Source organism: Salipiger bermudensis, assembly GCF_019801965.1.
In the GTDB taxonomy this organism is placed as follows: Bacteria; Pseudomonadota; Alphaproteobacteria; order Rhodobacterales; family Rhodobacteraceae; genus Salipiger; species Salipiger bermudensis_A.
The window spans coordinates 72,640-90,710 of record NZ_JAHVIA010000010.1 but is presented as its reverse complement, the minus strand read 5'-3'; the positions used below and the strand labels follow the sequence as shown (position 1 = coordinate 90,710).

The 18,071-nt window shown below is 68.8% G+C and carries 17 protein-coding genes and 1 tRNA gene; 10 read left to right on the top strand and 8 right to left on the bottom strand.

Features of this window, described 5'->3' with window-relative positions:
- The first annotated feature begins 3 nt into the window (after positions 1 to 3).
- Both KUV62_RS20320 and KUV62_RS20315 read left to right on the top strand, forming a co-directional pair.
- The gene (locus tag KUV62_RS20320) at positions 4 to 918 is read left to right on the top strand and encodes an MBL fold metallo-hydrolase (RefSeq protein WP_222605576.1); all 915 of its coding nucleotides are present in this window, start codon (positions 4 to 6) and stop codon (positions 916 to 918) included.
- Positions 919 to 1,049: 131 nt separating this feature from the next.
- A tRNA-Asn gene (locus tag KUV62_RS20315) sits at positions 1,050 to 1,124 on the top strand.
- 326 nt (positions 1,125 to 1,450) lie between these two features.
- Here KUV62_RS20315 and KUV62_RS20310 read toward each other — a convergent pair.
- From KUV62_RS20310 to KUV62_RS20300, 3 genes are all read right to left on the bottom strand, one after another.
- Positions 1,451 to 2,401, bottom strand: a complete 951-nt coding sequence (locus tag KUV62_RS20310; protein WP_222605575.1) for an alpha/beta hydrolase — start codon at positions 2,399 to 2,401, stop codon at positions 1,451 to 1,453.
- Positions 2,402 to 2,528: 127 nt separating this feature from the next.
- On the bottom strand, positions 2,529 to 3,275 hold the full coding sequence (locus KUV62_RS20305; protein WP_222605574.1) for an SDR family oxidoreductase: 747 nt from the start codon (positions 3,273 to 3,275) through the stop codon (positions 2,529 to 2,531).
- Positions 3,276 to 3,390: 115 nt separating this feature from the next.
- Positions 3,391 to 3,744 carry a cyclophilin-like fold protein gene (locus KUV62_RS20300; protein ID WP_222605573.1) on the bottom strand — a complete coding sequence of 118 codons (354 nt, stop codon included), beginning with the start codon at positions 3,742 to 3,744 and terminating at the stop codon, positions 3,391 to 3,393.
- Positions 3,745 to 4,074: 330 nt separating this feature from the next.
- On the opposite strand from KUV62_RS20300, the gene KUV62_RS20295 reads away from it, so the two are divergent.
- From KUV62_RS20295 to KUV62_RS20265, 7 genes are all read left to right on the top strand, one after another.
- Complete coding sequence (locus tag KUV62_RS20295) at positions 4,075 to 4,536, top strand: cupin domain-containing protein (RefSeq protein WP_222605572.1); 462 nt, start codon at positions 4,075 to 4,077, stop codon at positions 4,534 to 4,536.
- Entirely contained in the window at positions 4,526 to 5,545 is a 1,020-nt protein-coding gene (locus KUV62_RS20290) for a PQQ-dependent sugar dehydrogenase (protein WP_222605571.1), read from the top strand. The genes KUV62_RS20295 and KUV62_RS20290 overlap by 11 nt, the downstream gene beginning before the upstream one ends.
- A gap of 412 nt (positions 5,546 to 5,957) precedes the next feature.
- Positions 5,958 to 6,668 carry a dihydrofolate reductase family protein gene (locus tag KUV62_RS20285; protein WP_222605570.1) on the top strand — a complete coding sequence of 237 codons (711 nt, stop codon included), beginning with the start codon at positions 5,958 to 5,960 and terminating at the stop codon, positions 6,666 to 6,668.
- Positions 6,665 to 8,038, top strand: coding sequence for an MFS transporter (locus KUV62_RS20280; RefSeq protein WP_222605569.1), 1,374 nt, complete (start codon positions 6,665 to 6,667; stop codon positions 8,036 to 8,038). Before KUV62_RS20285 ends, KUV62_RS20280 begins: the two co-directional genes overlap by 4 nt.
- 251 nt (positions 8,039 to 8,289) lie before the next feature.
- On the top strand, positions 8,290 to 8,736 hold the full coding sequence (locus KUV62_RS20275) for a (2Fe-2S)-binding protein (protein ID WP_222605568.1): 447 nt from the start codon (positions 8,290 to 8,292) through the stop codon (positions 8,734 to 8,736).
- Between the two features lie 3 nt (positions 8,737 to 8,739).
- Complete coding sequence (locus KUV62_RS20270; protein WP_222605567.1) at positions 8,740 to 10,935, top strand: xanthine dehydrogenase family protein molybdopterin-binding subunit; 2,196 nt, start codon at positions 8,740 to 8,742, stop codon at positions 10,933 to 10,935.
- 192 nt (positions 10,936 to 11,127) lie between these two features.
- Positions 11,128 to 11,571, top strand: coding sequence for a cyclophilin-like fold protein (locus KUV62_RS20265; protein WP_222605566.1), 444 nt, complete (start codon positions 11,128 to 11,130; stop codon positions 11,569 to 11,571).
- 88 nt (positions 11,572 to 11,659) lie between these two features.
- Here the strand turns inward: KUV62_RS20265 and KUV62_RS20260 are convergent, their stop codons facing one another.
- The 5 genes from KUV62_RS20260 to KUV62_RS20240 form a co-directional block, all read right to left on the bottom strand.
- On the bottom strand, positions 11,660 to 12,721 hold the full coding sequence (locus KUV62_RS20260; protein WP_222605565.1) for an MBL fold metallo-hydrolase: 1,062 nt from the start codon (positions 12,719 to 12,721) through the stop codon (positions 11,660 to 11,662).
- A gap of 82 nt (positions 12,722 to 12,803) precedes the next feature.
- Positions 12,804 to 13,574: an SDR family NAD(P)-dependent oxidoreductase gene (locus KUV62_RS20255; protein WP_222605564.1), complete on the bottom strand. Its 771-nt coding sequence runs from the start codon at positions 13,572 to 13,574 to the stop codon at positions 12,804 to 12,806.
- 49 nt (positions 13,575 to 13,623) lie between these two features.
- Positions 13,624 to 14,001 carry a DUF2255 family protein gene (locus KUV62_RS20250; RefSeq protein WP_222605563.1) on the bottom strand — a complete coding sequence of 126 codons (378 nt, stop codon included), beginning with the start codon at positions 13,999 to 14,001 and terminating at the stop codon, positions 13,624 to 13,626.
- A 133-nt stretch (positions 14,002 to 14,134) separates the two neighbouring features.
- Positions 14,135 to 15,310: an MFS transporter gene (locus KUV62_RS20245; protein WP_261395799.1), complete on the bottom strand. Its 1,176-nt coding sequence runs from the start codon at positions 15,308 to 15,310 to the stop codon at positions 14,135 to 14,137.
- A 444-nt stretch (positions 15,311 to 15,754) separates the two neighbouring features.
- Complete coding sequence (locus KUV62_RS20240) at positions 15,755 to 16,594, bottom strand: AraC family transcriptional regulator (RefSeq protein ID WP_315901605.1); 840 nt, start codon at positions 16,592 to 16,594, stop codon at positions 15,755 to 15,757.
- Positions 16,595 to 16,934: 340 nt separating this feature from the next.
- On the opposite strand from KUV62_RS20240, the gene KUV62_RS20235 reads away from it, so the two are divergent.
- On the top strand, positions 16,935 to 18,017 hold the full coding sequence (locus tag KUV62_RS20235) for a Gfo/Idh/MocA family protein (RefSeq protein WP_222605562.1): 1,083 nt from the start codon (positions 16,935 to 16,937) through the stop codon (positions 18,015 to 18,017).
- The last annotated feature ends 54 nt before the right edge of the window (positions 18,018 to 18,071 follow it).

Genomic DNA, 18,071 nt, shown 5'->3' with positions numbered 1-18,071 from the left:
AAGATGCAGGACCCGCAACCGGATTTTCACCCCCTCGCCGGCGCGCCCGAAACCCTCGCCCCCGGCCTGCGCCGGATCCTTGCGCCCAACGCCTCGCCGATGACCTATCGCGGCACCAACACCTATCTCGTGGGCACGCGCGGGCTCGCGGTGATCGATCCGGGGCCGGGCCTCGCGCCCCATCTCGAGGCGATCCTCGCCGCGGTCGCCCCCGGCCAGGCGATCACCCACATCCTTGTGACCCATGCGCATCTCGATCACTCCCCCCTCGCCCGACCTCTCTCCGAGGCGACCGGCGCGCCGGTCCTGGCCTTCGGCGATGCCGCCTCGGGACGTTCGGCCGCGATGCAGGCGCTCTCCGAGAGCGGCATGGTCGGTGGCGGCGAAGGGGTCGACGCGGAGTTCGCCCCGGATCTCCGCCTCGCGGATGGCGACGCGGTTGAGGGCGATGGCTGGCGCCTCGAGGCGCTGCACACGCCGGGGCATTTCGGAAATCACCTGAGCTACGCCTGGGATGATCTGCTGTTCTCGGGCGATCTGGTAATGGGCTGGGCCAGCTCGCTGGTCTCGCCTCCCGACGGCGATCTCACCGCCTTCATGTCGTCGCTGGCGCGGCTTTCCGAGCGTCGCTGGTCGGTGTTCCACCCGGGCCACGGCGCTCCGGTCGAGGCCCCTGGCCGGCGCCTGGCCCAGCTGCGCGATCACCGGCTGATGCGCGAGGCTCAGATCCTTGCGGCGCTGGCCTCGGGCGCCTCCGACGCCGCCGGCCTCGCGGCCCGGATCTACACCGACACGCCCGCCGCCCTGTTGCCCGCGGCGACCCGCAACGTCCTCGCCCATCTGCTTGATCTGCAAGGCTCCGGCCGCGCCCGCGCGCTCTCCGACCTATCGGAAAAGGCAATGTTTGAAGCGACTTAACGGAACAGCACAAAAAATCCCAAAAATCTCAAAAACCCTCTGGACGCCCGGAGTCGCGATTGCTATACGCCCCACACACCGCAGGACGCGGCGCCCCGGACACCCGGGGCAAGGCGCTCCGAAGCAAAAGTTCCGGCGTAGCTCAGCGGTAGAGCAGTTGACTGTTAATCAATTGGTCGTAGGTTCGATCCCTACCGCCGGAGCCAAAATTCCCTCACCGGGTTGAATACAAACAGTAAAGCGCTCCGCTCGGGGCGTTGTTTGCACTTTCCGTACAGGTCCCCCTCCCGATCCGCCCGTCTCCAGTAGCGGCACATCCAGCCGCGCGCCTCTTGGCCGAAAGCAGCGTAGCCCGGGGCCCGCCAGCCACAAGACGATCCCAGAGCACTGATACCGAGACGGCACGTGCGTCCGGGCCCGGCAGTGTTCAGCGCGGCGTGGCCGGGGTCCAGCCGCCGCAGGCATCGAGCCGACATCAAAAAGCCCTGCCACGAAGCCGTGACAGGGCGTCTTTCACAACGATCGCAAGGCCTTACTTCAGCGCATCGGCGAAGAAGCTCTCGATCTTGGCGAACGGGATCTTCTCGACCTTGTCGTAGAGATCGACGTGGTTCGAGCCTTCCACGAGGTAGAGCTCCTTGGGCTCGGACGCGTCCTTGTAAACATCCTGCGAGAAATACAGCGAGTGCGCCTCGTCCCCGGCGACCAGCAGGATCGGACGGCCCGCGAGCCAGTCGAGGTCCTGCAGCAGCGCGAAGTTCATCCAGCTCGGCGTCGAGGTCATGGTGAACTGGGTGATCGAGCGCGGGTGATAACCGCGCGGACGCGAGTAGAATTCACCGAACTCGGCGCCCACGGGGTTCTCCTCGGCATCCCACTCGAGCGGCGCGCCGCGGCCGGTGAGCGCCGGCTCGCCGGTCTCGAAATCCGCCCAACGCTGCTCGGCCAGGGTCTTGAGCGTAGCGAGACGGTCCTCATCGCTCAGGCTGTCGCCGAAGCCCATCTTCTGCATCCGGCTGATGTCATACATCGAGACGGTGGCCACGGCCTTGATGCGCGGGTCGATCTTGGCCGCCGACAGCGCGAAGCCGCCCGAGCCGCAGATGCCGATGGCGCCGATCTTCTCGCGCGACACGAAGGGGCGGGTGCCGAGGAAATCGACACCGGCCATGAAATCCTCGACCATCTGGTCGGGCGAGGACAGGTGATGCGGGTGGCCCTCGGAGGCGCCGTTATAGGCCGGGTCGAAGGTCAGCACGACATAGCCCTTCTGGGCCAGCTCGTTGGCATAGATGCCCGGGCCCTGCTCCTTGACGCCGCCATAGGGCGCGCCAACGATGAGGGCCGGATATTGCTTGCTCTCGTCGAAATCCGCCGGGCGGTAGAGATCGGCGGAGAGGCCGAGGCCGTAACGGGTCTCGAAGGAGACCGGGGTGCGTGTGACAGTCTCGGAAAGCTCGAAGATGTAATTGTTGGCAGACATGCCTTAAGTCCTTTCGGTCATCTTGGGATCTGCGTCGGCGCCTGGCGCAGGACGCAGGGAGAGAGCCGGGCGCCGGCGTGGCGCCCGATCCTTTGGTGCGTGATTGGGGTTGGCCCGGGAGGCGCGGTTATTCCGGCTGAACCGTCGGGCGGAACAGGATCTCGTTCACGTCGACATTCTCGGGCTGCGAGATTGCGAAGCTCACCATGTCGGCCATGGTCGAGGCCGGGATGGCGATCTGCTTGACGAAGTCGCGCACCTGGTCGCCGGTGCCTTCCTCGGTGATGTGGCTGGTCAGTTCGGTGTCCACGGCGCCCGGCGAAAGCACGGTCACGCGGACGTTGTAGTCCTTCACCTCCTGGCGCAGCCCCTCGGAGAGCGAGCGCACCGCGTGCTTGGTGGCGCAGTAGACCGAGCCCGTGGGGACGGTCTTGTGACCGTAGACCGACGAGACGTTGATCACCTGGCCGGATTTTTGCTCCTGGAAGATCGGCAGCACGGCGGAGATGCCGTAGAGCGTGCCCTTGAGGTTCACGTCGATCATCTGCTCCCACTCGTCGACCTTCTGGCTGGCGAGCATCGACAGCGGCATCAGGCCGGCATTGTTGAAGAGAACGTCGACGGTGCCAAAGGTCTCCTTGGCGGTGTCGACCAGCGCCTGCACCTCGTCGCGCTTGGTCACGTCGGTGGCCTTGGCGATGGCCTCGCCTCCGGCCGCCTTGATGTCGGCGACGATGCTCTCGAGCCGGTCGGCCCGGCGTGCGCCGAGCACCACCTTGGCGCCCTGCTCGGCCAGCGAGCGCGCGGTGGCTTCGCCCATGCCGCTCGAGGCACCGGTGATGACGACGACTTTTCCTGCGATGTTCTTGGTCATGGAATATCTCCTTGAATTTCTGTCAGCGCCCGTGCGAGGGCGGATCGGCCGTGGCGTGCCGTGGTCGGCAAAGCGCATCAGGCCGGGGTTCGGTTCCGGGGCGCGCGCCCCGGCGTCAGTCGGCCAGCGCGAGGCGCGCGGTGACGGCGCCGCCTTGCAGCAGCGCATCAAGGGTCCCGTCGAAGGCCCCGAGCCGGACCAGCCCGCTGGTGGCCGGGAACGGCTTGTAGAAGATCGCGAGATTGCCCCACGGCGCGTAGAGCGTGATGTCTCCGGCCTGGGCGGCGTAGCGCGCCGGCGCACCCGATGTGTCGAGCTTGCGCGGCAGGTCCGCGACCTTCTCGATGCCGTGATAATCGCTCAGGCTCAGCTCGAGCGGCAGGAGCGACGCGAAATCGCGCCCCGCGGCGCTGTCGTCGAGGGTGGCGCGAAGCGTGGTCTCTCCGACGGTGACGGTGATCTCGGTCATGGCGGTCTTCCTCCGTGCGAGGCGGTCTGGCGTTGCGGGGAGGCAGAGGCCGCCCCGTGGATGGGCTGAGATCTAACCGGCCGGGGAAAAAGATTTAGCCCCTGCATATTTCTCCCTCCCATGAGCAGGGATCATCAATCATCCGGGAACGCCCGGCAAGCCCGTGCGTTGCAGCGCGCTGGCGGCTCATGAAGAGGCCTCATGAGCGCTAATGGCTCGTCGGCATTATCCCAGCGTCAAGCGACCCTAATTCTCATGCCAAGGGCGCGGGCCAACCCGCGCGTCCCAGGCCCTCCGGCCGCCTCTCGCAACCAACGGAGACGACCAGACATGACACGCACCTTCACCGCAGCTGCCCTCGTTCTCGCCACCGCAGGCTTCGCCTCGGCGCAGGAGATGACCCAGACCACCGGCCTCGAGCGCGGCGGCCAGATCGGCAGCGACGAGACCTTCACCGGCACGGTCTTCGTGGCCCCGGTCTTCGGCCCCAACATGAACGATGTCAGCGCCGGCGAAGTGATCTTCATGCCCGGCGCGCGCTCGGCATGGCACACCCACCCGATCGGCCAGTATCTCGTCGTGACCGCCGGCACCGGCTGGTACCAGGAAGAGGGCCAGCCGAAGCAGATCATGCGCACCGGCGACGTGGTCTTCGCTCCGGCGGACGTGAACCACTGGCACGGCGCCACCGACACCACCTCGGTCACCCACTATGCCATCCAGGCCAACGAAGACGGCTCCGCCGTGACCTGGGGCGAGCTGGTCTCAGACGAAGAGTACAATGGCGAGTAACCTCGCCACCGGATTGCGCGGCCTCGTCGGGGCCGCGCTCCTCACGGCCGTCACCGCGACCTCCGCGGCGGCGGTCGAAACCGTGCTGTCGGGGCTCGACTACCCGTGGGATGTCGAGGCCCACGCGGGCACGCTCTACATCACCGAGAAGGCCGGCACGCTGGGCGTTTTCTCTGAGGGAGATTTCACCCGCCTGCCGGTCGAGACCAGAGCGCCGATCCTGAACGACCGCGGCGGCGGACTGCTCGGGCTGGCACTGCGCCCCGACTTCGCCGAGACCGGCCGCGTGGTGCTTTACCAGCACACCGGCTCGCACGAGGCGCGCGAGAACCGCGTGATCGAGGCGGAACGTCGCGGCGACGCCTGGGTCGAGACCCGGGTGCTGCTGGACGGCATCCCCGGCCACCCGCTCTACAATGGCGGCCGCGTCGCCTTCGGCCCCGACGGGATGCTCTACGTCACGACCGGCTGGACCGAGAACCGCGCCCGCCCGCAGGACCTTCAGAGCCTCGCCGGCAAGATCCTGCGCCTGACCCCGGACGGCACCATCCCCGAGGACAACCCCTTCCCCGGCTCGCCGGTCTACTCGCTGGGCCACCGCAACCCGCAGGGCCTCGCATGGGACGGAGACGGCCAGCTCTTCGCCGCCGAGCACGGCCAGTCCGGGCATGACGAGGTCAACCGCATCGAGGCGGGCGGCAACTACGGCTGGCCGTTGATCCAGGGCGACGAGACCCGCGACGGCATGCACGCGCCGCTGGCCCATTCCGGGCGCAGCACCTGGGCGCCCTCGGGGCTGGCCTGGGATGGCGCGCGCCTGCTGCTCGCCGGGCTGCGCGCCGGCGCGGTGCTGGGCGTCGACGCGGACGGCACGGTCGGCACTGCCTTCGAGAGCGGCGAGCGGATGCGCGACGTGCTGGTCACCGAGGATGGGCTCTACGCCATCACCACCAACCGCTCGCCCCGGCGTGACGGCGCCTCGGACGACCGCCTGATCCGGCTCGACTGAGAAACAACATCCGCGGGCAGGCCTCCGGTCTGCCCGCCGCGAGCGCGGCTCGGCCAACCACCCCTTCGGGAGCACCCGCGCTTAATTCTCGAACGCACCGCAGGATTCTCGAACGCACCGCAGGGCCTGCCACATGCGGCTTCCGGGACGAGCCCGCGTGCGCGACGTTCGCTTTAGGGGCCGTTGATCAAACAGCAGCATGACCCCGCTGGTCCACACCGGAACTCGCACCGCGATGCGGCGCACCACCTCCAGACCAGCCACCACGGGCACGGGTGCCGCCTCGCCACGGCCATTCATGACCCAAGCTCATCGCTGCTTGTCGGCCACCGGCCATACTTGACCCGCCCCTGCTGCGCTAGATCTCCGTCGGGGCCCCCGATCGGCCCGCAATCACAGTCCGAGGCCCGCCATGACACGTCCCGAAATCATCTGTCACATGATCACATCGCTCGACGGGCGGCTGCTCGCGGATCGCTGGCCCTGCTCAGAGGACACGCTGCTGCAGATCTACGACGATGCCGCCGAGCGGCTCGGTGCCGGGGGCTGGATCGTCGGCCGTCGGACGATGGAGCACTACCTCGCTTCCGGCAGTCCCGCGCCCGGCCCGGCGCGCCCGTCGCGGCCCGATCACATCGCCCCCCATGACGGCGCCTCGATCGGGATCTGCTTCGACCGCCACGGAAGCCTGCAACCCGAGAGCGGCGAGATCGACGGCGAGCATCTCGTCCTCGTGCTCTCCGAGACAGTGTCCGACGCGCATGTCGAGATGCTGATCGCGCGCGGCGTGTCGGTGATCTTCGCCGGCCCCGAAGGCGACCGGCTGGACGAGGCGCTCGATCGCATCGGGGCGGCCTTCGGCGTCACCCGGCTGCTGCTCGAAGGCGGCGGACGGATGAACGGCGTCTTCCTCGCCGCCGACCTGATCGACGAGACCAGCACGCTGATCTACCCGGTGGTCGACGGCCAGAGCGGCGTCGCAGCGATCTACGACAACGACAGCACCACCGAGGCGCGCCGGCTCGAGCTGATCTCGAGCGAGACGCTGGACTCGGGGGCCGTCTGGCTGCGGCACCGGGTGCTCCCACGCGCAGACGCAACCCGCGCGCAGGCCGCGGAATGACCGGCGTGACAACCGAACCCGCCACGCTGCGCCCGGTGCTGCCGCTGGTGATCGTGGCCATCGCGACCTGCCTCGCGCTGGTCGTCTTCACCGCGCCCCTGACCACGCTCGACGCCATGACCGCCTCGCTCGGCCTCAGCGCCGGGGAACAGGCCTGGGTGATGAGCGCCATGCCGCTGGGCGCCGCCTGCGGGCTGCTCACCGCTGGCGCCCTGGGCGACACGCTCGGGCGGCGGCGGACCTTCGTCGGCGGGCTCTGGCTGACCGCAATGTCTTCGGTGCTGGCGGCGCTGGCCTGGAACAGCGTGGTGCTGATCCTGATGCGGATCGTGCAGGGGCTCGGCAGCGCCGGCATCATGGCTTGCGGGCTGGGCCTCTTGGGCCAGATCTATGCCGGACCGGCCCGCCAGCGCGCCGCCGCGATATGGGCAGCGGCGCTTGGCGGCGGGGTCGCCGCGGGCCCCCTTCTGGCCTCGGGCCTGCTGCTGATCGGCGGCTGGCAGGCCGTCCACTGGCTGATCGTGGCGATCTCGGGGGCGCTGGCGGTGATGGCCCGTGCGCGGCTTCCCGAAAGCCCGCGCGGCGGGGACCGGGTCGACCTCGCCGGAAGCCTGCTGCTCATCCTCGGGCTTGCCTGCCTGCTCTCGGCGCTGATCGAGCTGCGGGTCGGCACAGCCGGGCTGGTGACGCTGCTGCTCGCCGCGGCCTGGATCCTACTGCTGGGCTTCGTCCTCTACGAGCGCCGCGCGTCCAACCCGATCCTGCAGGTCGATCTCTTCCGCTACGCCGATTTCTCAGGCGCGACGCTCGCCGCCTTCGCCTCCGGCGCCGGTGTACTGGCGCTGATGTCGATGGTACCGACGGTGCTAGTGCGCGGGCTCGGGCTGTCGCCGCTGATCTCGGCGGTGATCCTGCTGGCCTGGTCCGGCGTCACCGTGCTCTCAGCGCTTGCCGCCGGCCTCCTGCCCAACCGCATCGGCGCCCGCACCCGTGTCATCGCCTCGATCCTCGGCTGCGCCTTCGGCCAGCTGCTGCTGTTTGCCGCCAGCGCCGGCAGCGCCTGGGCGGTGGTTCTGCCGGGCCTGTTCGTGGCCGGGATCTCCAACGGCATCCTCAACGCCTCGCTCGGCCATGCAGCGGTGCAGACGGTGCCGGCGGAGCGCGCCGCGATGGGATCTGCGGCCAACAACACCGCGCGCTACCTCGGCTCGGCGCTGGGGATCGCGATGATCTCGGTGCTGATCGCGGGCGACGGGCGCTTCTTCGCCGGCTGGCACATCGCGGTGCTCGTCACCTCGGCGTTCAGCCTCACCGGGGTGCTCGCGATCCTCTTGCTGAAAGGCGATCGCGGCAGCGCCTCGACGGCCTGAGCCCGCCCTCCCGGGCCCGGTTCCGCCAGTTCATGCGCCAGAGCCCACCCGTCCGTGCGCGGCGGGGCTGCATTCATGAACCAGCGTCATGAAGGCTATTCGAGATCGCCGGATAGCATTCCTGCCCGCGCAGCGCGATGTTTATGATACACTCACAATGTGGGTTTGCCCGGAGCAGCCCCTGCTCCCGGCGCGACCACCGGCGCAGTGCGCCGAGCCACGCAGTCCTTTGTGCGACAAGGAGCCAAGCCATGCAGCTGACCATCAACGGCGAGACGCGCGACGTCGACGTCGATTCCGACACCCCGCTTCTCTGGGTCATCCGTGAAGAACTCGGACTGACCGGCACCAAATATGGCTGCGGCATCGCGCAATGCGGCGCCTGCACCGTTCTGGTCGACGGCTACCCCACCCGGTCCTGCCAGACGCCGGCGGAGAGCGTCACCGGCGCCGAGATCAAGACCATCGAGACCGTCGAGGAAACCGAGGTCGGCCGCCGCGTCGTCGAGGCCTGGGTCGCCAACCAGGTGCCGCAATGTGGCTATTGCCAGTCCGGCCAGGTGCTTGCCGCCACCGCGCTGCTGACCGAGACCCCGAACCCCACCGACGAGGATATCGACTACGCGATGGTCAACCTCTGCCGCTGCGGGACCTACAACAAGATCCGCGCCGCCGTGCGCGACGCGTCGGAGGCCTGATCGATGACCTTCGTGCAGAAACTCCTCAAGCAGACCCCGGTCAACGTCTCGCGCCGCGGCTTCCTGCGCGGCACCGGCGCGCTGGTGCTCTCGACCACGCTGCCCGTGCGCCCCTCGAAGGCGCAGGAGGCCGAGGCCGCGGCCGGCCCCGCCGTTCCCGCCTTCCTCGAGATCCACGAGGACGGCACCGCTAAGCTGCTCAGCCCCTTCGTCGAGGGCGGCCAGGGCATCTACACCACCTTCGCGCAGGTCGTCGGCGAAGAGCTGGATCTTGCGCCCGAGAACTTCTCGGTCGAGATCGCGCCCGCCGGCCCGCCCTATGACGTCATGGGCGGCTTCCGCATCACCGGCGGCAGCATGTCGACCCGGACCTCCTACGAGCTGATGCGCCAGCTCGGCGCCTCGGCCCGGGCGATGTTCCTCGAGGCGGCCGCGCAGGAATGGGGCGTCGACGCCTCCGAGCTGACCACCGAGCCTGGCATGGTCGTGCACGAGGCCTCCGGCCGCCGCGCCGGCTACGGCGAGCTGGCCAGCGCCGCGCTCGACCTGCCGGTGCCCACCGAGGTGACCCTGCGCGACCCGTCCGAGTTCCGCTGGATCAAGACCCCGGTGCCGCGCCTCGACGTGCGCGACAAGTCGACCGGACAGGCGAAATACTCGATCGACGTCGAGGTCGACGGCATGTTGCTGGCCGCGGTGCAGCACGCCCCGCGCCTTGGCCTGACGCCGGCCTCGGTGAGCAACCTCGCCGAGATCGAAGCGATGCGCGGGGTGCATTCGGTGCACCTGCTCGACGGCGCCGTCGCCGTGGTGGCCGGCAAGTTCTGGGAGGCCCGCCGCGCCGTCGAGGCGGCCGAGGTCGAATGGACCGAGGGCGAGGCGCAATGGCCGATGCCGGCGGATTTCTCCACCGACGTGTTCCGCGACACGCTGGCCGGCAAGGAGGGCGAGATCGTCGAGGTCGAGGCCAAGGGCGATGCCGCTTCGGCGCTCGAGAGCGCCGAGACGGTTATCGAGGCAATCTACGATGCGCCCTTCGTGGTGCATGGCCAGCTCGAGCCGCCCTCGGCCACCGCGCGCTTCAACGAGGACGGTACACTTGACGTCTGGACCTGCTGCCAGGCGCCGGAGATGTTCCAGGGCACCGCGGCGCAGGTCGCCGGGCTGGAGCCGTCGCAGGTCAATATCCACTCGCAGATGCTTGGCGGCTTCTTCGGTCGGCACTTCCTCTATGCCACCTCCAACCCGTTCCCGCAGGCCATCGCGCTGGCCAAGGCGGTGGGCCAGCCGGTCAAGCTGATGTGGACCCGCGAGGAAGACTTCCTGCGCGACGCGCCGCGCCCGCTGGGCCTTGCGCGGTTCCGCGGCGCCATCGGCCCCGACGGCCCCACCGCGCTGTCGGTCGAGGTGGTCGGCGAAGGGCCGACCGGGCGCTGGTACGACGCACCGGTGGGCAGCGACCCCTCGGCCACCGAGGGCATCTCGGGGAAGAGCTATGCCATCGCCAACAGCCATGTCGGCCAGATCTTCCACCCCAACCCGGCGGTGATCGGCTACTGGCGCGCGGTCGGCCACTCGATGCATGATTTCATGTATGAGGGTTTCCTCGACGAGATGGCCGGCGCCGCCGGACAGGACCCGTTCGAGATGCGCCGCGCTCTGCTGGCCGACAACCCGCGCCTGAGCACCCTGCTCGCGGCGGTGGGTGAGCTCTCTGGCGGTTGGCAGCCCGGCCCCTACGAGGCCGAGGATGGCAGCCAGCGGGCGCGCGGCATCGCCATGGCCTCGCCCTTCGGCTCCGAGGCGGCGGCGATCGCCGAGGTCTCGCTCGACGGCGGCGAAGTGGCGGTGCATCAGGTCTGGGTCGCCATCGATCCGGGCCAGATCGTCAACCCGGCCATCGTCGAGGCGCAGGTGCAATCGGCGGTGGCGCTCGGCGTGTCGCAGACGCTGGTCGAGGAGCTGAGCTACGAGAACGGCGAACCCACGGCCCGCAACTTCGATCTCTACCCGATCCTGCGCCCCGACCAGATGCCGGAGGTGCATGTGCGCATCATCGAGAGCGGCGCGCCCATGGGCGGCGTCGGCGAGCCCGGCCTGCCGGCGGTCGGCCCCGCCATCGTAAACGCGGTGGCGACGCTGACCGGCGAGCGCATCCGCAGCCTGCCGCTGTCGAAGCACGAGTTCGGCGGCGCCTGATCGCGGCGCGAAGAGCAAGAGCCTTGAGACGGGGCGCGCCTTTCCGGCGCGCCCCGTTTTCGCATGGCGCCGCCGGCCTGCGGCACAGATGATCCTCGTTCATGAGCGGTTGCCCGACGGCGCCGATAAACAGCGGCCGCCCGGCGCGCTATGCTGGTGGCAGCGACCCCCGCTTCACGAAAGGCGCCCCAGATGTTCCCGACCGCTCCCCTCTCGAGACGCCGCCTCCTCGCCGGCGCGGCAGCGCTGGCCGCCCTGCCCTCCGCCGGGCGCGCGCAAGGCGCCGGGCGAATCCGCTGCGCCTTCGCCGACCAGTCTTTCGAAGCCGTGCTGAACGATAGCCCCACGGCGCATGACCTCATGTCGCTGCTGCCGCTCGAGCTGAGCATCGAGGACTATTCCAACAACGAAAAAATCGCCTACCCGCCGCGCAAGCTGGTGGCCGAGGATCCCGGCGGCATCGAGAACCCGCAACCGGACGATGTCTGCTACTACGCGCCCTGGGGCGACGTGGTGTTCTTCTATGCCGCCTATCGCTATTCGCGCGGACTGATCCGCATCGGTCGCATCGACGGGCCGGTCGATCCGCTCCTGGTGAAGGGGGAGTACCCGCTCAGGATCGAGGCCATAGGCTGAGACGGCGAGCCGAAGCTCGTGCGCCGCCTGCATCTCGAGGATCTCCGCGCCGGGCCGACGCCCGCGCTCTGGCCCCGGATCGCCGCGGCTAGACCGCCGGGATCGACCAGCTCTCCGCCGGCGCCAGCGCCCGGAAGCGCCCGTCCGCCAGCCCGTGATGCGCGACCGCGGCGTGCAGCGCGTCGCGCGGCGCCTCCCGAGGCTCGTTGGTGAGCTGGATCGCGCCCCAGTGATGCCCGATGCCATAGGCCGCGCCGCTCAGAAGCAGGCCTTGCACCGCCTCGTCCGGGTTCTGGTGCTGGTCGGCCATGAACCATTCCGGATCATAGGCCCCGATCGGCAACAGCGCCGCGCGCAGGGTGCCGAAACGTTCGGGCAGATCGCGGTAGGGCCGGCCGCGGTCGAAGCCGGTGTCGCCGATGAACAGCACGCTTCCCATGCCCCCGGTCAGCACGAAGCCGCCCCAGAGCGCCATCGAGCGATCTCCCATGCCGCGCGCCGACCAGTGATGCGAGGGCACGCAATGCACCCCCAGATGCGCCGCCTCGGTCTGCTCGCCCCAATCGAGCGTCAGGCAGCGCAGCCCGGTCCCGGCGATCACCGCGTCATTGCCGAGCGGCGTGATCACCAGCGGATCATGCGCCGCCTTCAGCCGCCGCAGCGTCTCCATGTCGAGATGGTCGTAGTGGTTGTGCGACAGCAGCACGATATCCACCGGCGGCAGGTCGTCGAAGGCGATGCCCGGCGCGATGACGCGCTTCGGGCCGGCGAAGGAAAACGGCGAAGCGCGGTCCGACCAGACCGGATCTGTCAGGATGTTGAGACCCTTGGTCTGGATCAGCATGGTGGCGTGGCCGACCATCGTCACCGTGAGGTCGTCGACCCGCTCGGCGGGGCGGCGCTGCGCCTGCAGCGGCACGCTCTCGGGCCACTCGGCGGGCTTGTCACCGAGGCGCCAGCGCAGGATGTCGGCAAAGCCGCGCGGCGGCTCGCCATCGGGATTGAAGAAGCGCGTGCCGTCGAAATGATCGCTCACCGGGCCCCTGTAGTACGGGTTGCGCGGCGCCCGCGCGCAGGAGGCAAAGAGCCCGCCGACTGCGCCGAGACCGAGCGTTGCGGCGGCGGAACGGAAGAGAGTGCGTCGTTTCATCGGCTGGCCTTCCTGGCGAATATGCTTTTGCCCACGCCCCCGGGATGGGGGCGCGGGCCGAAAACTCTGGGGGCGGGGCGGCTCAGAGGAACTGGCCGTTATCCACCTGGATGACCTGCCCGGTGACCGCACGCCCCATTTCGGAGGCGAGATAGAGCGCCGCGTAGGCCTGGTCGATAGGTTCGGTGCCCGGAACGGTGGTGTTGGTGTATTTGTCGGAGAATTCCAGCATCTCGCCGCCGCCTTCCTGTTCACCGGCGGCCCAGGCACGGGCCGCGTCGGTATCGGTCACGCCCGGTGCGATGGCGTTGCAGCGGATCTTGGTGCCCGAGAGGCGGATCGCGATGTTGAGGGTCATGGTGTTGATGCCGCCCTTGGTGGTCGTGTAGGCGACGCCGCAGATCGGCTTGGTGCCGTTCACCGAGCTCACATTGATGATCCGGCCCTCGTTGCGCGGCATCATGTGGTTGACCGCCTCGCGGCAGAAGCGGAACGGGCCCGCGAGGTTGATCTGCATGATCTCGTCGAAATGCTCGGTCGAGGTCTTCTCGATGGCGTACATCTCGCCGACACCGGCATTGTTCACCAGGATGTCGACCTGACCGAAGGCGTCGATCGCTTCCTTGAACACCCGTGCCGGCGCCTCGGGATCGGCGCTGTCGGCCACCACGGCCAGCGCCCGTCCGCCACCCCTTGCGTTGATCGCCGCGGCGGCATCCTCGAGCGCGTCCTTGCCGCGCGCGGTCATCACCACGTTGGCACCTTCTTCCGCATAGAGCTCGGCGATGGCGAGGCCGATGCCCTTGCTCGCGCCGGTCACAATGGCGGTCTTGCCGGTCAAAAGCTGTTTCATAATCTTCTTCCTATCGTGAGGGGCACGGCACCGGGCCGGCCCCGGAGTTTCAATCGGTCTCGTCCGGCGCGACCCGCACGGTCGCGGCGCGCGCCCGCTCGGAAATCATCGGGGCGAGGTAGCGGCTGTGGCCGTATTTCGCCCGGTAGGCCTCATCGATGCGGTCGTTGAGCGCCGGGTCCGCGGCCTCGAAGACAACGTCGCGGGTCATCCCCGCCACGCTGATCTGGCCGGCCTTCTGTTGCAGAGCGGCGCGAAACCAGCTCGAGCCGGTGCCGCTATAGGCGCGCACGTAGAGCGCGCCCTCCACCACCACGGACCAGATGAAGGTGGGCGTTCCGGTGGTCCGGCCGTCCTCGCGCAGCGGTGCGATGCGGAAATCATCCGCCACTGCGATCCGTTCGAGTTCGCTGTTGCTCCAGCCCATGGTGCCCTCCGGGTTTGTGGCTCTGTGAGAAACGATATGGCGTTGAAAACGCCGGGAATTAGCGCCCGGACAATCACGCTGGTCATGACGAATATTCATGAAACCGTTTCAGGCCCTGCCAGCGCCTCGCGGCTCACTCCGCTGCCACGCGAACGCGATCGCGCATCAGCCAGATCACCACGAAGCCCACGAATGCCAGCACCGCGCCTGCCACCGGCACCGAGGCGTAACCCCAGCCGGCCCCGAGCGCGAGCCCGCCGACCCCGGCGCCGACGGCATTGCCGAGGTTGAAGGCGGCGATGTTCATCGAGGCGGCCAGCGTCGGCGCGTCGGAAGCGGCGTGCATGGCGCGCATCTGCAGCGCCGGCACGCAGGCGAAGGCTGCGGCGGCCCAAGCCACGAAGCCTGCCACCGTGCCGGCCTGCGTCTCCACCGCCAGCGGGATCGCCAGCGAGGTCAGCCCGAGCGCAATCATCGCGACGCCCGCACCGCCGTCGAGCGACCAGTCGGCAAGCTTGCCGCCGATCCAGTTGCCGAGCGTCAGCCCGAGCCCGATCAGCACCAGCATCATCGTGACGAAGCCACTGGTGGCGCCGACCAGCTCGAGCAGGATCGGCGCGACATAGGTGTAGACGGTGAAGAAGCCGCCGGCGAAGAGGATGGTGCTGGCCATGGTGGCGAGCATCTGCGGCCGGAACAACGTCGCCAGCTCGCGCTTCACGTCCGGCCTCTGGCCCGGCGCGCCCTTGGGCAGGGCCCAGGCCAGCGCGGCCAGCGCCAGCACGCCAAGCACCACGGTGCCGCCGAAGGCCCACCTCCAGCCGACCACCTCGCCGAGCCAGGTTGCGGCAGGGACGCCGCCGATATTGGCGATCGAGGTGCCCATGAACATGATCGCCACCGCGCTCGCCCGCTTCTCCGGCGGTACCAGGCTCACCGCCGTCACCGCGCCGAAGCCGAAGAAGGCCCCCTGGCAGAGGCTGGTGATCAGTCGCGAGACCATCAGCGGCCAGTAGCTCGGGGCCAGCGCCGAGAGCAGGTTGCCGAGGATGTAGATCACCATGGTCAGCAGCAGCGCGCGCTTGGCGCCGAAGCGGGCGAGATAGAGCGTCATGACCGGCGCCGAGAGCATCACCCCCACCGCGTAGGCGGTGACGAGCTGGCCGGCGGCAGGGATCGAGACATCGATGCCCTCGGCGATGGCGGGCAGCAGGCCCATGGGGGCAAACTCGGTAGTGCCGATGCCAAAGGCACCAAGGCCGATGGCCAGCAGCGCCATGCGCGCCGTGGCGGGGGAAGTCTGTGTCATTTCCGTATCTTTCTTGCGCGTTCGCTCCGCCATCACGGGCGGTTGCGCAAACATCTACTCCTGAGCGGAGCCGGGATAATCCCCGGCAAGGTCCTGCCGGAGATGACCGAGGTTCATCAATCGCCACGATCTGCGCCGGCCGTGACCCGGCCAGGGCTGGGGCTGGGGCTGGGGCTGGGGAGACCGAATTCGGACAGTGCTGCATGGAAAGGGCCGCGCCCCGAGAAAGGGCGCGGTCGATCGTGTTCAGGGCTGCAGGCAGGCGAAACTGTCGGCACTGTCCTCGTCGCCGCCGGTAAATTCGGCATAGGCGCGACAAGCGCAGATCGACATCTCGCGGCCCGGCATCGTCGGTGCCGAAGGACCTCCGCCGCTCCTACGAGGGGCAGGCCTTCTCCCGCGCCTTCCCGCCGGCGGCGCGGCTAATCCTCGCGGGGCTGAGGCTCAGGCCGGCTCGGCGCTGGCGCCGCCGCGCAGGCGCTTGAGATCCTTCGAGGGCGATAGCCCGAACATGCGCGCATATTCCCGGCTGAACTGGGAGGAGCTCTCGTAGCCCACCGCGTAGGCGGCGCGGGCGATCTCGGCGCCGGCAAGGATCGACCGGCGCGCCGCCTGAAGCCGCAGCGCCTTCTGATATTGCAAGGGGCTCATGCCGGTTGCGGCGCGGAAGTGGCGGCGGAACGAGGGCTCGCTCATGCCGGCGCAGGTCGCCATGTCGTGTACCGGCACGCTTTCGTCGAGGTGGCTGCGGATCCAGCTCAGCGCCCGTCGCACCTGCGCCAGCTTGGGATCGGAGGCGACGATCTGGTGCAGCGCCGGTGCCTGCGGGCCGCGCAGCAGCCGGTAGAGCATCTCGCGCCGGATCATCGGCCCGATCACCGGCAGATCCTGCGGCGCCTCCTGCAACGCCAGAAGCCGCGCACAGGCCTCGAACAGCCCCTCCGGCACCGGGCCGAAGGCAAAGCACTTGCCGCGCTCGGGCGTCATCTGCGGCGCCTCGGCCAGCAGGTCGGCCAGCGCCTCGCGGCCCAGCGTCACGCTCAGCGCGAGATAGGGCTGCTCCCGGCTCGCGCGGGTGATGCGTCCGGTCACCGGCAGGTCGATCGAGCCGACGAAGCACGTCCCCGGGGCATAGTCGAGCACCGCCTGCCCGATCGTCACCTCCATCTCGCCCTGCAGCACGATGATCGCCATCGGCTCGTAAAACAGCGCCATCGGGCTCTCGGTCGACTGCGCCGAGAACAGCGAAATACCCTCGAGCAGCGGCAGGCTCTCGCCCGGCACGGCAAGCGCCGCGGCAGCGGTGGCGAGGCGCGAGAGAGCGTCGGTTATGGCGGATCCTTTCGCTGGGGTGGCGCGGACGTTTGATCGGATTAGGCAAGTATCAGATCGGATGACACATGGGAAATCACGTTTCGGGAGATATTTTTCAACGGCACCGCAGAGGCTTGCGGGTGACACGGCAGTCCCAGCCGAACCCACCCGCGCCGTTCCTGCACGCACATTCAGGCAGCCTGCTGTCGGAATCGGGCAGATCGGCCCGGACCGGCAGCCGCGCTGCGAGGACATTTCAAGACCCCGGTCGTGGCCCAAGCCGCGCCGCGGACAGACAGGAGAACGATCCATGACGGATCCCATCAAGGTCGGCTTCATCGGCCTCAACCCCGACAGCAACTGGGCCTTCAACGCGCATATCCCGGCGCTGAAGAGCCTCGGCGACTCGTTCGAGATCGTCGGCGTCGCCAACAGCTCGCCGGAGAGCGCTCAGCGCACCGCGGAGGCGCTCGGCCTGACGGCCTTCGACAGCCCCGCCGATCTGGTGGCGTCCGAACTGATCGAGCTGGTGGTGGTGACGGTGAAGGTGCCTTATCACTTCGAGCTCGTCACCATGGCGCTGAACGCCGGCAAGCACGTCTATTGCGAATGGCCGCTCGGCAACGGCCTCGAGGAAGCGCGCGCGCTCGCCGCACTCGCCGAGGAGAAGGGCGTCGTCGCCGTGGCGGGCACGCAGGCCCGCGCCGCGCACGAGATCCAGCACCTGAAGACGCTGATCGCGGATGGCTACGTCGGACGCGTGCTCTCCACCTCGCTGATCGGCTCGGGCGGCAACTGGGCCAACACCACCTCCGAGGCGCTCTACTACCTCTTCGACAAGCGCAACGGCGGCACCATGGAAGACATCCCCATGGGCCACACCCTGGCCGCAGTGCGCGAGGTTCTTGGCGAGTTCGGCCCGCTGAGCGCGACCAAGCTGTCGAACTACGAGACCGTGACGGTGACCGATACCGGCGAAGAGAAGCCCAAGACCGCGCCGGATCAGGTGATGGTGCAGGGCAGCCTGGCCTCCGGCGCGGCGTTCTCGATGCATTATCGCGGCGGCACCAACCGGGGCACCAATTTCCTGTGGGAGATCAACGGCACCGAGGGTGACATCCAGGTGACCGCCGGGCTCGGCCACGCCCAGATGGTGCAGCTCACGATCAAGGGTGCCCGTCGCGACGAGACCGAGCTCACCGAGCAGATGCCGGTTCCGGCCGTCTACGAGGGTGAACCCGAGTTTCCCGGCGCGCGCAACATCGCCGGCATGTATGCCCGCGTTGCGCAGGACATCCGCACCGGCTCGCGCAGCGCGCCGAGCTTTGCCGATGCGGTCGGCCTGCACGAGATCCTCGACGGCATCGAGCACTCGGCGGCGCAGCGCGCCTGACGAGGTCGGGACCGGCCACCGCGCTGGCCGGTCTCATTTCCTGCACCTGAGGAC